The organism is Seonamhaeicola sp. MEBiC01930 (genome assembly GCF_045277075.1).
Taxonomy (GTDB): Bacteria; Bacteroidota; Bacteroidia; order Flavobacteriales; family Flavobacteriaceae; genus Seonamhaeicola.
The window spans coordinates 3,021,584-3,036,362 of record NZ_CP104270.1 but is presented as its reverse complement, the minus strand read 5'-3'; the positions used below and the strand labels follow the sequence as shown (position 1 = coordinate 3,036,362).

13 protein-coding genes are annotated in these 14,779 nt (G+C 31.5%); 9 read left to right on the top strand and 4 right to left on the bottom strand.

Annotated elements, in window-relative coordinates; all coding sequences use genetic code 11:
* Window positions 1-49: 49 nt before the first annotated feature.
* The 5 genes from N1F78_RS13175 to N1F78_RS13155 all read left to right on the top strand — a co-directional run bounded on the left by N1F78_RS13175 (window position 50) and on the right by N1F78_RS13155 (window position 4,825).
* The gene (locus N1F78_RS13175) at window positions 50-2,458 is read left to right on the top strand and encodes a thiamine pyrophosphate-dependent enzyme (protein ID WP_406683630.1); all 2,409 of its coding nucleotides are present in this window, start codon (window positions 50-52) and stop codon (window positions 2,456-2,458) included.
* Window positions 2,459-2,491: 33 nt separating this feature from the next.
* A complete protein-coding gene (locus tag N1F78_RS13170; RefSeq protein WP_406683629.1) occupies window positions 2,492-2,881 on the top strand; it encodes a DoxX family protein in 390 nt (129 codons plus the stop codon).
* A gap of 24 nt (window positions 2,882-2,905) precedes the next feature.
* Complete coding sequence (locus N1F78_RS13165; RefSeq protein ID WP_406683628.1) at window positions 2,906-3,382, top strand: hypothetical protein; 477 nt, start codon at window positions 2,906-2,908, stop codon at window positions 3,380-3,382.
* A gap of 86 nt (window positions 3,383-3,468) precedes the next feature.
* Window positions 3,469-4,101, top strand: a complete 633-nt coding sequence (locus N1F78_RS13160) for a hypothetical protein (RefSeq protein ID WP_406683627.1) — start codon at window positions 3,469-3,471, stop codon at window positions 4,099-4,101.
* Window positions 4,102-4,111: 10 nt separating this feature from the next.
* Window positions 4,112-4,825, top strand: a complete 714-nt coding sequence (locus N1F78_RS13155; RefSeq protein ID WP_406683626.1) for a DUF6090 family protein — start codon at window positions 4,112-4,114, stop codon at window positions 4,823-4,825.
* A gap of 203 nt (window positions 4,826-5,028) precedes the next feature.
* On the opposite strand, the gene N1F78_RS13150 is transcribed toward N1F78_RS13155, so the two are convergent.
* Entirely contained in the window at window positions 5,029-6,414 is a 1,386-nt protein-coding gene (locus N1F78_RS13150) for a peptide-N-glycosidase F-related protein (protein WP_406683625.1), read from the bottom strand.
* 179 nt (window positions 6,415-6,593) lie between these two features.
* Here N1F78_RS13150 and pheT point away from each other — a divergent pair, with 179 nt between their 5' ends.
* From pheT to N1F78_RS13135, 3 genes are all read left to right on the top strand, one after another.
* The gene (gene pheT / locus N1F78_RS13145; protein WP_406683624.1) at window positions 6,594-9,020 is read left to right on the top strand and encodes a phenylalanine--tRNA ligase subunit beta; all 2,427 of its coding nucleotides are present in this window, start codon (window positions 6,594-6,596) and stop codon (window positions 9,018-9,020) included.
* A gap of 6 nt (window positions 9,021-9,026) precedes the next feature.
* Window positions 9,027-9,875 carry a phosphatase PAP2 family protein gene (locus N1F78_RS13140; RefSeq protein WP_406683623.1) on the top strand — a complete coding sequence of 283 codons (849 nt, stop codon included), beginning with the start codon at window positions 9,027-9,029 and terminating at the stop codon, window positions 9,873-9,875.
* A 69-nt stretch (window positions 9,876-9,944) separates the two neighbouring features.
* The gene (locus N1F78_RS13135; RefSeq protein WP_406683622.1) at window positions 9,945-10,178 is read left to right on the top strand and encodes a DUF2007 domain-containing protein; all 234 of its coding nucleotides are present in this window, start codon (window positions 9,945-9,947) and stop codon (window positions 10,176-10,178) included.
* Here N1F78_RS13135 and N1F78_RS13130 read toward each other — a convergent pair.
* On the bottom strand, window positions 10,175-11,800 hold the full coding sequence (locus N1F78_RS13130; protein WP_406683621.1) for an ABC-F family ATP-binding cassette domain-containing protein: 1,626 nt from the start codon (window positions 11,798-11,800) through the stop codon (window positions 10,175-10,177). The two genes, N1F78_RS13135 and N1F78_RS13130, sit on opposite strands and share 4 nt — an antisense overlap.
* Window positions 11,801-12,033: 233 nt before the next feature.
* Between N1F78_RS13130 and N1F78_RS13125 the strand changes: the two genes are divergently transcribed.
* A complete protein-coding gene (locus N1F78_RS13125) occupies window positions 12,034-13,422 on the top strand; it encodes a TlpA family protein disulfide reductase (protein ID WP_406683620.1) in 1,389 nt (462 codons plus the stop codon).
* 6 nt (window positions 13,423-13,428) lie between these two features.
* On the opposite strand, the gene N1F78_RS13120 is transcribed toward N1F78_RS13125, so the two are convergent.
* Together N1F78_RS13120 and N1F78_RS13115 are read right to left on the bottom strand one after the other, a co-directional pair.
* Complete coding sequence (locus N1F78_RS13120) at window positions 13,429-13,854, bottom strand: hypothetical protein (RefSeq protein WP_406683619.1); 426 nt, start codon at window positions 13,852-13,854, stop codon at window positions 13,429-13,431.
* 44 nt (window positions 13,855-13,898) lie between these two features.
* Complete coding sequence (locus N1F78_RS13115) at window positions 13,899-14,702, bottom strand: SDR family oxidoreductase (RefSeq protein ID WP_406683618.1); 804 nt, start codon at window positions 14,700-14,702, stop codon at window positions 13,899-13,901.
* Window positions 14,703-14,779 lie beyond the last annotated feature (77 nt).

The following is a 14,779-nucleotide window of genomic DNA, read 5'->3' as shown; positions in this document are numbered from 1 at the left end:
TAAAAAGGGAAACTTTAACTACTTTTGCATTGGCAAAAATGTTCCAAATATGCAAGGTATTCCTGATTTAAAAAACATCTCATTTGAAGACTTTAAAACAGAAGTCATAAATGATTATAAAATAGCTGTTAGAAGTAGAGAATGTAGTTTATTAGGAAGGCGGGAAGTATTAACAGGAAAAGCCAAATTTGGGATTTTTGGAGACGGAAAAGAAATTCCTCAACTAGCCATGGCTAAAGCTTTTAAAAAAGGCGATTGGCGTTCTGGATACTATAGAGACCAAACCTTTATGATGGCTTTAGGAGAACTTAGTGTAGAACAGTTCTTCTCTGGTTTATATGCCAATACCGATATAAAATTAGAACCAATGTCAGCCGGAAGGCAAATGGGAGGTCACTTTGTTACCCATAGCTTAGATGAAAATGGTAATTGGAAAGATTTAACAAAGCAATACAATTCAAGCGCAGATATTTCATGTACAGCCGGACAAATGCCTCGACTATTAGGTTTAGCTCAGGCTTCAAAAGTATTTAGAGAAATACCTGATATAAAACCAACGAACTTTTCAATTAATGGAAATGAAGTGGCTTGGGGCACTATAGGAAATGCTAGTACAAGTGAAGGTCTTTTCTTTGAAACGATTAATGCCGCTGGTGTTTTACAGGTTCCAATGGTAATTAGTATTTGGGATGATGAGTATGGTATTTCTGTACATGCCAAACACCAAACAACCAAAGAAGATATATCAGAAATTTTAAAAGGTTTCCAGAGAGATAAGGATAGTAAAGGCTATGAAATTTTAAGAGTTAAAGGTTGGGATTATGCTAATTTAGTAGAAACTTTTCAAGAAGCAGGTGAAATTGCCAGAGAAGAGCATGTTCCAATTTTAATTCATGTTTTAGAGTTAACTCAACCACAGGGCCATTCTACTTCTGGTTCACATGAACGATATAAAAGTGGTGATAGGTTAGATTGGGAAAGACAGCATGATTGTAATATTAAAATGCGCGAATGGATTATTGAAAGTGGTATTTCAACTAACGAAGAGCTAATAGAATTTGAAAGAATTATTAAAAGAGAGGTTAGAGAAGCAAAAAAGAATGCATGGAATAAATTTCTAAGACCAATTATAAAAATTAAAACAGATTTAATATCCCTGTTAACTCAACTGGAGTCTAAATCTGCTAATGGTGTCTTTATATCAAAGCTTAAGGAAAGTTTAATTTCTGTTGATGAACCCACAAAAAAAGATATTTTATCTCATGCTAGAAAGGCATTACGCTATACTATTGGTGAAAATAGTAATGAAAAGGAAAAGCTAGCAAATTGGATTGATGCCATGTTTGAAGAAACTCAACCAAAGTTTAGCTCGCATTTATTTTCTGAAACGGCTCTTTCTAATACCAGAATTAAAGAAATTAAGCCAACATATAATGAAGATGCTCAGCTTGTTGATGGTAGAATAATTTTAAGAGATAATTTTGATGCTATTTTCAATAACTATCCAGAAGCAATGGTGTTTGGTGAAGATACCGGAACAATAGGAGACGTAAATCAGGGTTTAGAGGGGTTACAGGCCAAATATGGCGAACTAAGAATTGCCGATACTGGAATTAGAGAATCAACCATAATTGGTCAAGGTATTGGAATGGCTCTTAGGGGTTTACGTCCTATAGCTGAAATTCAATACTTAGATTATATTCTTTACGCAATGCCAACTATAAGTGATGATCTTGCTACAACTCACTATAGAACTAAAGGAAAACAAAAAGCACCATTAATAATTAGAACCAGAGGTCATAGATTAGAAGGTATCTGGCACTCTGGATCTCAAATGGGTGGCATACTTGGTTTAACCAGAGGAATTAACTTACTGGTTCCACGAAATATGACCAAAGCGGCTGGCTTTTATAACACCTTATTACAAGGAGATGATCCAGCTATTGTTGTGGAATGTCTTAATGGTTACAGACTTAAAGAAAAAATGCCAAATAATTTAGGCAACCTAAAAACACCCATTGGAGTTGTTGAAACAGTTAAAAAGGGTACAGATATAACCCTTGTGTCTTATGGTTCAACTCTACGCTTAGTTGAAAAAAGCGCCAAAGAATTATTAAGTGTTGGTATTGATGCTGAAGTGATTGACGTACAATCTTTATTGCCCTTTGATTTAAATCATGATATTGTAAAAAGTATTGAAAAAACCAATAGGGTTATGATTATTGATGAAGATGTTCCCGGAGGTGCTTCTGCATATATTTTGGATGAGGTAATTAATAAGCAAAAAGCCTTTGAATATTTAGATAGCCAGCCAAAAACATTAACTGCCAAAGCCCACAGGCCTGCATATGGTGATGATGGTGATTATTTCTCTAAGCCTTCTACCGAAGATATTTTTGAGGCGGTTTATGCGGTAATGCATGAGGTTAACCCTTCAGAATACCCAAAACTTAGATAACAACTACTTTAAAATAATTTTATCTTTAAAAGAATGATGACAAAAAATTTTAATGATCTTGCTCTATTAATTCTTAGAATTGGGTCTGGTGGTCTAATGTTTACTCATGGAATACCAAAAGTTTCAAAATTATTTGAAACACCAATTAAATTTTCAGATCCCCTTGGAGTTGGAGATACAACATCGCTTATTTTAACATTAATTGGAGAAGTAGTTGCACCACTTTTTATTATTATTGGTTTTAAAACTAAACTAGCTGCTATTCCGGCAATTATCACCATGTTTGTTGCTGCCTTTGTAATACACCTAAGTGATCCTATTGGTAAAAAGGAAAAAGCTATTTTATACCTTATTTGCTATGTTGTTATATTTTTAGTTGGAGCTGGAAAATATTCTATAGACGGTTTTAAAAAAAGAACATAGTTTTGCTTTTAGAACTTTAACTTTATGAAAGCTGTATCAGTTGTTACAATAAAAAAAGAGCTAAAGCACAGATCTTCTGATGAGCTCATAAAACTATGCTTACGGTTATCACGCTTTAAAAAGGAAAACAAAGAATTACTTACTTATTTATTGTTTGAGTCAGAAAACGAAGCTGGTTACATTGACAGTGTGAAAGCTTACGTTGATGAAGAGTTTGAAATAATTAACCGTGACAGCTATTACTACATTCGCAAAAGCATTAGGAAGGTTCTTAAGAATATAAAGAAGTATATTAGGTATTCTCAAAACAAAGAAACTGAGGTAGAACTACTACTCTATTTTTGCCAAAAACTAAAATACTTCAAACCAAGTATAAAAGGCAGTACACAACTTCAAAATATGTATAATCGTCAATTAGTACTAGCACAAAAATATATAGCCTCACTTCATGAAGATTTACAATATGACTATAATTTACTTTTAGAAGAATTAGATAATTAGTAATAGACCTACTTATTAATACAAGGGTTTCAAAATTAAGGATTAGTAAAAAAGTGTAACTTTACATTTATACTAATCAATATATAATGAATACTTTATCTATAATTAAAGATGTTGTTATATCTGCAGTAATTGCAATTTTAACATCGGGTTTATTTCAAGTATCAAACGTTATTTACCAATCAATCATTACGGTTTTAATTCTCATTATCATCTTCCTTATTCTTAGGGGTATAGATAAAAAAGCTAAGCGTATGGAAATATTATCCATTCTTTACGTAGAGCAATTTTTAGTTCAATTTATGAAGTCTATTCAAAACCCGGAAAATATAGATGGTTCTAATTTCAAGTTTAATAAGGTTAAAGTATTTATTATATTACCTGAACGCATTGAAGATATTCCTGAAATTAGAAACTTAACCTCTAAACTTAAAGGGTTTACTATAAACAGCCCCAATAAGAGTAGACGCTCATTTTATGCAAGTGGTAAAATAATTGGAGAAAACCAGCTTTCAATATTTGATACACCAATGACTTGGTTTGCCGGTTTAGAACATCTTAGTAAAACCAAAAGCATGAGCAAAAAGAAAGTTTCGCAATTACTAATTAAAATGACTAACGATATTAAAGCTTATGTTAAGAAATTAGATGAGGAAAGTAAGACATTAAAAAATTTAAATTTTATCTCATTTACAGATTATAAAAACCATTATAACTAGGCAACCAACAATGATAAAATTTTTTAGAAAAATTAGACAAAAATTACTTTCTGAAGGCAAAATGGTAAAGTACATTAAATATGCAATTGGAGAGATTGTGCTAGTGGTTATTGGTATATTAATAGCCTTGTCTATTAACAATTGGAATCAAGAAAGAATAAATGAGAAAAATATCCAAGGTAAATTAAAACTAATTCATCAAGAATTACTTGAGGATATATACGATCTTGAAAGGGAGATAAAAAACCGTTCTCAAAAGCATCAATTAATCTCGAGATCATTAGATATTATTGAGCAAGAAAGTTCACTAGACATCCATAATCGACAAGTATTAGATTCTTCTTTTTTATTGTATAAAAGGATGGAACCTCTTTTCAACAATACCAAATCTTACGAAGTATTTCTTTCCATAGAATCCAATTTTATTGATGCCGCGATTTATTCAAAATTAAATAATTACTTAGACGAATTTAATGAGGTTAATGCTAGAATAGAAAGAATGGCTCAGGTTATTAGTCATCCTGATTTTGATATTTTAATGAACACTTCTGTAAAAAGAAAAAGTTCAGGGGAATTTTATTATTCTTTAAAAACCATTCAGCAAGAACATAATTTGTATGAAATAATGCGTCATAGCAAACAATATTTTAATGCTATAACAGGCTTTTACTCAAAAGTATTAACTAGAGCAAGGGAATTAGATTATGAAATCAAAAAAAATTAACTTCGTATTTTTTATTCTAATTTTCTTTTCATGTAAAAACATAAGAAAAAATGTTGTTTCCTCGGGTAATCATGAAATAACGGAAATTAATAATGAAATAATTGACCCTAGTATTGAAACATTTATTAAAAAAATGAATCTTAATAAGAAATAGACTTTATAAAGATTTGCTAAATGACTTAATTTAATAGTAACAATATTAATCAATCAACCACAGTAGCTCTGGCTATTTCAGTATTACTTTTTACTACTATAAATGTTGAAAGTGGATAATAAGCATCTTTAGTCTCATCACTTACCCAATCTTCAAAACTATACTCTAAACCAAATGTTTCTCCAGCCATTGGGGTTGCAAACTTATCAATTCTAGTAGGCACTACCATACCAGGACACCACCCTGCTCTATCTGGCATCCAATTTCCAGGTGATTGATTATTTACAGGGTTACTAGCACAATCTAGAGGCCCCATGTAATGTTCAAAAGAATTAATGTTATTTATTTTAATATGATGTGTTCTATAACACCACTCCGCACACCTTCTACCATCACTATCCGCAGGATAAGCTTCACCCCAACCATTGATAAATGTTCTTAAATGTGTGCTTTCAGCATTTAAAGGAATAGTAACATCTCTAGTTAAATCCATATCATGACTAATACCATAAGGAACACCAGATGCAGAACCATTATCGTAATTAAACACACGGCTTATTGCATAATAAGGATAGTCTGGAATACCAACATGGTAATCAAAATCAACGGTTACTTCATATCCTCTAGCATTCCAACACTCTGTTCTTATTCTTAACTCTACATCTCCAGTAAGTATAGATTTAAAATCCGTAACATCAAACTCGAATCCTCTAATTAGTTGACTATTGTCATTCCAATAAGGAGTAATATATCTTCCTAATTCGTAGTCTTCCCCAGAAATAGGATCTTTTACCTTAACATTAGCAAAAACATCCCATTCATCACACCCAACATCAGGACAAGTTAATTTAACATACATTTTAATAGATTCAATATTATTAATATCATTATGCAGTGTAAATGTTTTTCTTAAATGTTGCGTATAGCCTCCTCCAAAAGCCAAACGTTCTTTATCAAAAGTCACATAATTAATAACATCCATATTCCCTGTCTTACCTTCAACATCAAAGCTAATATTAGTGGCGTCAGCATTGTTAATATTAACAACTCCGTTAATATCTCCTATTGCCGTATCACCAGGAGTGAAGCGTACATAAATAGTATTAGTGAAATTTGAATTAGCTGATGCAACAGTAACAGAACTGTTATAATCTAAATTATCCAGAGATAATTGAAAATTATCTGAAATAGAAATTTGTATTTCAGAAGTCAAATTTTCACCTTTTACAGTAAATGATTTAGATTCTGAAACACTTCCAGGTTTTATATATCCAAAATTTATTCCCTCAGATGCTATACTTTCTTCTTCTACAATTAGGCTATAAGAATCAATTATAATTTCATCATCTGTTCCTCCCCCACTATCACTACCACAACCAAAATTTATAAATAATATAAATATAATACACAAGAATTTTGCAATAACTCTAATCATTGTTTTTAATTTTAAAAAGTAATTATTTATTAGTGACCAAACTTTATAATTTCGACAAACAACATATGTGCTTAGATAGACTATAACCTCAAAATAATACTCCCATAAATCCCAACACTTTATTTGAATGCTACTTTCAATAGTTTTATATTTGTTCCCTTAAACTAGACGAAGATTTTATGAAGATTTCATATAATTGGTTAAAGCAATTTATAAAGATTGATTGGGCACCTGAGCAAATAAGTGAACTACTAACAGATTTAGGTCTTGAAGTAGAAGGTATAGATACTTACCAATCAGTTAAAGGAGGTTTAGAAGGTGTGGTTGTTGGAGAGGTTTTAACCTGCAAAAAACACCCTAATGCAGATAAATTAAAAGTTACTACTGTGAATGTAGGTGGTGATGAGCCCTTACAAATAGTTTGTGGTGCACCTAATGTGGCTGCAGGACAAAAGGTACCCGTAGCAACTATAGGCACTACCTTATATTCTCCTGAAGGCGAAAGTTGGAAAATCAAAAAGGGTAAGATTAGAGGTGAAGAAAGTTATGGAATGATTTGCGCTGAAGACGAGTTAGGCTTAGGGCAATCTCATGATGGCATAATGGTTCTAGATGAAGACTTAAAAGTTGGAACACCATGTGCGGATATTTTTGATATTGAAAATGACCATGTATTTGAAATAGGATTAACACCCAACAGAGCCGATGCTATGAGTCATTTGGGGACCGCCAGAGATCTTAAAGCTGGTTTACTTCAAAAAGATGTTAATTTAGAGTTGATTACACCATCAGTAAGTTCTTTTCGAGTAGATAACCGTATGCTAAAAATGGATGTTGATGTTATCAATAAAGATTTGGCTCCAAGATATTGTGGTGTTACTATAAACGGTTTAAAAGTTAAAGAATCACCATCGTGGTTACAAAACAGGTTAAAAGCCATTGGTTTAGCACCAATTAACAATATAGTTGATGCTACAAATTATGTGCTTCATGAATTAGGCCAGCCTTTACACGCTTTTGATGCGGTTAAAATTTCTGGAAATAAAGTAGAAATTAAAACCCTTAAAAAGGGAACTAAATTTGTGACTTTAGATGGTGTAGAGCGTGAATTACATGAAGATGATCTAATGATTTGTGATGCCGAAAAGCCTATGTGTATTGCTGGAGTTTTTGGTGGTGAACACTCTGGAGTTACTGAAACTACCACAAGCATCTTTTTAGAAAGTGCTTATTTTAATCCAGTTTCTATCAGAAAATCAGCTAAGCGTCATGGCTTGAATACCGATGCATCTTTTCGTTTTGAACGTGGAATAGATCCTAACGTTACAGAATATGCATTAAAACGAGCAGCTTTGTTAATTCAGGAATTAGCTGGTGGTGAAATTACAAGTGATATAGTTGATATATACCCAAATAAAATTGAGGATTTTCAAGTTCGATTAAGTTTTGATAATGCTAAAAAGTTGATTGGTGAAGAAATTCCTAGAGAAACTATTAAAAGCATTTTAACATCACTTGAAATCAAAGTAAATAATGTTACTGAAGCTGGTTTAGGGTTAACTGTTCCGGCCTACAGAAACGATGTACAGCGTGAAGCTGATGTAATTGAAGAAGTTCTTCGTGTTTATGGGTATAACAATATTGGCACAACCAAAAAACTAAATGCTTCTATTTCAAGCACATCAAAGTTTGATGACCATAAAATTCAGAATGTTGTTAGTAATCAACTAGTTGCCCAAGGGTTTTATGAAATCATGGCAAATTCTTTAACTACAACAAAATATATTGAGTTAAGCGAGCAGTTAAAAAAGGAACACAATGTTTCTATATTGAACCATTTGAGTACTGATTTAGGTGTACTGCGTCAAAGTTTACTGTTCTCCGGTTTAGAGGCAGTGAGCTATAACATCAACAGAAAACAAGATAATTTAAAATTGTTTGAGTTTGGTAAAACCTATCATCAATATGGAGATACTAGAGAAGAATTCAAGCATTTATCCGTATTTGTTACTGGAAACCGTTCACAAGAACGTTGGACCAGCACCGTTCAAAAAAGTGATTTTTTCTATTTAAAAGGAACCATTACAAGTATTTTAGAACGATTAGGGTTGTCTCGATATAAAGTGTATCCTGTAAAAAATGATGTGTTTAATGAAGGTGTAAGTCTATCATTAGGAAAAAACAAACTTGTTGATTTTGGTTTGGTAAACAAAAGAGTATTAAAGCATTTTGGGATTTCTCAAAACGTGTTATTTGCTGATTTTAATTGGGACAACATTTTAGATATGGTAAGACATAATAACATTAAGTTTAAAGACATACCTAAATATCCTGCTGTAAGACGTGACTTCGCTTTGTTATTAGATGAATCTGTTTCTTTTGAAGATATTGATAGAATTGCATCTCAAACGGAAAAGCAGCTGCTTAAAGATGTTGATTTATTTGATGTTTATCAAGGTAAGAACCTGCCTAAAGGCAAAAAGAGTTACGCCGTTAGTTTCACATTACAAGACGAAAATAAAACGCTTACCGATAAGCAGATTGACAAAATAATGAATAAGCTTCAGGCTAATTTTGAAAAACAATTAGGGGCAGAATTACGTTAGGTTTATATGGTAAGAACCTTCCTTATATCGTTATTATTATTGTCTTCATATTTAGGATTTGGTCAACAAATTATAAATGCCAAAAGTATAGACAGTATAACTATTGGTGAACTTATTAAACACGATGCTACCTCTACTTTTAAAAGTGTTGGTCATGCATTTACAAGACCATTATACTGGAAGGGAAATGATTATTTAAAACTTGGGAGCTTAATTGGAGGTACCATGATATTATCTGTGGCAGATGATGAAGTGAATAGTTTTTTCCTCCGTCAACAAAATGATTTCCCCAAATTTATAAGAGATTTTGGTTGGTATTTTGGTAGCCCGCAAAACTATTTTATGGCTAATGTGGGTTTGTATGGTTTTGGTTTATTTACTAAAAATGAACAAATTAGAAAAACTAGTGTCTTAATAATTTCTTCTTCCTTAACAACAGGGGTTATTACATCCTTATTAAAAACATCAGTAGGTAGAGCTAGACCAGGTTCTGGATTGGGTAATTGGGAATTTAGTCCTTTTTCTGGAGAGCCTAAATTTCATTCATTTCCTTCAGGACACTCTTCACTTTCAATTACTATGGCACATGCTATTGCAAAACAGTTTGATAATACTTGGGTGAAAATTGGAATTTATAGTATCGGTGCTATCCCTCCCATAAGTAGATTGGTTGACAACGCACATTGGGTTACAGACATTGCTTTCAGTACTGCCTTAAGTATTATTGTTGTTGATAGTATTGATAAGTTCCTTAATAAAAACAATTTATATCAAGCTAAAAAGTCTAAAAAGAATAATATTTCTTGGAATATTTCATTTAGTACCAACAAGATTGGATTACGAGGCACGTTTTAACATCTCTAGAATAGCTAGGAAATCTACTTAAAATTTCTTATATTTAAGTGAACTCAAAATCATAAAGCTATGACGGATTCTAATTATATAAAAGTATTTACGGGCAATATAATTATTACTGAGCGAATAATTCAAAATTTGAAAGATTCTGGCATTAATCCTGTAGTTAGACAACAAAATGACTCCGGCCTGGATCCAAAGGTGTACGGTGGTCATTTACTCCAGGTATTACTAGTTCATAAAGATGAACTAGATAAAGCTGTACCTATAATAGAAGAAATTAATTCTGAACTACAGGCTTAAACCGTAACGCCGTACATCTTATTTCGTAACTCCTTAATTTTTGAGTCTTGCATGTACTCATCAAAAGTAGTATATCTATCAATTATGCCATTTGGAGTTAACTCTACTACCCTATTAGCAACCGTTTGAGCAAACTCATGGTCATGCGTTGTAAATAATATGGTGCCTTTAAAATTTTTAAGCGAATTGTTAAATGCTGTAATACTCTCTAAATCTAGGTGATTGGTTGGTTCATCTAGCATTAGCACATTAGCCCTAAGCATCATCATTCTGCTTAACATGCAACGCACTTTTTCACCTCCAGAAAGCACATTACATTTTTTTAAAGCCTCTTCACCACTAAAAATCATTTTACCTAAAAACCCACGAATGTTAACTTCTTCACGTTCTTCTTCTGTTTGTGCCCACTGGCGTAACCAATCAACTAAGGATAAATCACTTTCAAAAAACTCACTATTATCTAAGGGCAAATATGATTGTGTAGTTGTTATTCCCCACGAATACTTACCTGAATCTGCCTTTTCATTACCATTTATTATTTGATAAAAAGCTGTTGTTGCTCTAGAGTCTCTTGAAAAAACAACTACTTTGTCTCCCTTAACCAAGTTTAAATCAATATTATTAAAAAGCGTTTCGCCTTCAATTGAAGCTTCAAGTCCCTCAATATTTAAAATTTGATCACCAGCCTCCCTATCACGTTCAAAAATAATAGCTGGATATCTTCTAGAAGTAGGTCTAATATCGGCAACATTAAGTTTTTCAATCATTTTTTTTCTGCTTGTTGCTTGTTTACTTTTTGCAACATTGGCAGAAAAACGACGAATAAATTCTTCTAACTCTTTCTTCTTTTCTTCTGCTTTCTTATTCTGCTGTGCTCTTTGACGAGCTGCTAATTGAGAAGATTCATACCAAAAGGTATAGTTGCCTGAAAAATGATTTATTTTACCAAAATCTATATCCGAGATGTGAGTACATACAGCATCTAAAAAGTGACGGTCATGAGAAACGACTATTACGCAGTTATCATAATTTGCCAAGAAATTTTCTAACCATGAAATAGTTTCATAATCAAGATCATTGGTAGGCTCATCCATAATTAGCACATCAGGATTTCCAAAAAGTGCTTGTGCCAATAAAACACGTACTTTTTGTTTACCATCTAAATCACTCATTAAGCTATTATGAAAATCTTCTTTTATTCCTAAGTTAGATAACATTGCTGCTGCATCACTATCAGCATTCCAACCATTCATTTCTTCAAATTGTACTTGAAGTTCCCCTATTTTTTCAGCATTCTCATCCGTATAATCTGCATATAAAGCATCTATTTCAGTCTTAATTTTAAATAATGGCTTATTACCCATTAAAACTGTTTCTAAGACTGTATGCTCATCATACAAATTGTGATTTTGCTCTAGAACAGACATACGTTTACCAGCTTCTAAAGAAACATGACCTGATGTAGCCTCAGCTTTTCCAGAAATAATCTTCAAAAATGTAGATTTTCCAGAACCATTGGCTCCAATAATACCGTAACAATTTCCTTGAGTAAACGTTGTATTTACTTCATCAAATAGAACACGTTTTCCAAACTGAACTGAAAGATTTGATACTGATAACATATGCTTGTTTAATTTTTTTTGCAAAAGTAGAAAAATGAATTGGTAAGTGGAAACTTATGAAGTCTATTTTTAATTATATTCAATACACGAATTTCTACCAATAATCATAGTAGTATCAACATTTAACAGCGCATTAACAACTCTTTAAAATTACAAACTCTATTTTTGTAGCAGATATAATAGTGCTATTTTGTGATATGAGGTTATTTGTTTTGCTAATTTCAATAACGCTTATGTTTTTAAACTCTTCATGTAACAGTTTTAAGACAGAGGTTGATAGTGCTTTTATTGGTGGTGAAATTATAAACCCTAACTCTAAATTTGTAATTCTTGAGAAAGACAACAAAACTGTTGACTCCATTAAACTTGACGGTAAAAATCGCTTTAAATTTAAAATTGACAGTTTAATAAAAGGTGTTTATACTTTTAAACATGGTGATGAATACCAAATGATTTTGGTTGAGCCATTTGATAGTATTCTGCTTAGAATGAATACTTTAGAGTTTGACGAGTCATTAGTTTATAGTGGCAAAGGTTCTAAAAAAAACAATTATTTTATTAATGAATTTTTAGAAAACGAAAAAAGTGAAAAACATATTCTAAAACTTTGCCAACTAAACCCTCAAGGATACATAAAACATATTGATTCTTTAAAAGATAAAAAACTTAAGCTCCTAGAAAACTTTAACAAAAAACATAAGAACTCTGATTTATTTAAAAAAATTGCTCTTGCCAACATTAATTACAGTTACTATTCTAGTATGGAGGTTTATCCTTTTATACATTATGGAAATAAAAATAAGGGCGACTTGTTAAATACACTTCCCGAAGATTTTTACAGTTATAGAAAAGATATAAATTATAATGACACCTTTTTTAAGCACTATCACAATTATAAAACGCTTTTAAGGCATAATTTTAACACATTAGCTTTAGAGATGCATACCCATCATGCTAAAGACAAAAAATTTAGATGGGGTTCATTATGTTATAACCTAGATAGGCTAAAATTAATCGATAGTTTGGTTGATGATGAATCAATTAAAAATGATTTACTTTATTACTTTACAATAAAACACCTTTCATTAAATAGAAATGTAAAAAATAATAGCGCCTTATTAAAATCATTTTTATCAAAATCTTCTGATGAAGAAGCCAAAATTGTTATAACGGATTTTGCAAATTCATTAATTAATTTGGAACCTGGTTCTACCTTGCCTAATATTAAAATTATTGATTTTGATAATAATGAATTTGAGATAGCATCTTTAATAAAAACACCTACTGTTATTTCTTACTGGTCTCAGGTCCATTTTGCACATTTTAAAAAGAGCCATAATAAAATTAAAGAGCTGAAAACCAAATTCCCTGAGGTAAGTTTTGTAACTATTAATATTGATAAAGTTGGCATTGATAGACCAAAGCAAACTTTGAAAAAAAGTAATTTTAGTTATACCAATCAATTTGTTTTAAAAGACCCTAATAAATCAAAAAAAGAGTTAGCCATATACCCTATGACAAAAGCAATGATTATAGATAAAAAAGGGGAAATAGTTAATTCGAACACTAATATGTTTTCAATAAATTTTGAAAAACAGCTTTTAGAACTTTTAAATAATTAATTTTCTTTATCGAATTACCAAAGTATAAACCCTTGAAGTATTATTTGAACATAAGGGGTCATGATAATATTCATTACCGAACTCATCATAATAATATTCAACTATAGCTTCTGCTGTTAAAGAAACTCTCAAGGTAAACCTACCCGTTTCTTTTGGAATGCCTTCAAAAACAACTTCCCTATAGTCATAAAACAACTCTATGCCTTCTGGAATATTTCCAGAAACTGAAAAATAATAATCATAAACATTATCATTTGGTTCATTTTTTATTTCCGCTGAAATGGATTCAAAATAAAATTCATCAACATGACCATGAACTAGGGATTTATTTTCTAACTCTGGACGAATATTTATAATACATTCAAGTACATCTTCACATCCTGTGAAAAGAAAAAAAGAAAATGTTAATACAATTGGAAAAAACTGTTTCATGATTGATGATATTTGAAGTAATTACATCAAACAACATACCAATCTTAAAGTTTGTAGTGATTCATCAAAAGTTTTTCATAAACTTTGTCAGGTAAAATTCTCTTTAAAACAATAGAAAACTTCTGCATAAACTCCCCCACCTTATAATGTACTTTAGGGTTAGGTGTATTTATAATTTTGAATACTTCTTTAGCCATTACATTTGGGTTACTGCCAGAATCTACATGTTCATTCATTAACTCTAATGTATTCCCATAAGAAGTTTTATATGGAGAATCTTCAAGAAGAGGTGCATGATATCTTCCGGCCGCAATATTCGTAGCAAAATCACCAGGAGCAACATTGGTCATTTTAATATTAAATTCCTTAATCTCCATTCTAAATGCTTCGGTTATTAACTCTAAAGCCCCTTTACTAGCGCTATAAATACCTCTATATGGTAACCCCATATAACCAGCAATAGATGTAACGTTTATAATTAATCCTCCTTTTTGCTTCCTCATTTGTGGTAAAACCGCCTTTATCACATTTATTGGGCCAAAAAAATTGGTATCAAAATTATTTTTAATCTGTTCTTCAGGAGTTTCTTCTATGGGCCCTGTTATGCCAGCACCTGCATTATTAATTAATACATCAAGACGTCCCTCTTTTTCAAGAACCGCTTGTACCGTTTCTTGAATGCTTACTACATTTTTTACATCTAAAGCCAAAATTGGAAACTTACTTTCCTTATAATTATCAGGGTTTCTACTGGTTCCATAAACAATATAATCTTTTGAAGTTAAAAACTCACCTATAGATTTACCAATTCCAGAGGAGCCTCCAGTAATTAAAATAACTTTAGACATTTTATAAACTTTTGATAATGTAAAGCACCAAAATACAATATAGATTAACGATAAAGAAATTTAATTTTAGTGCACAA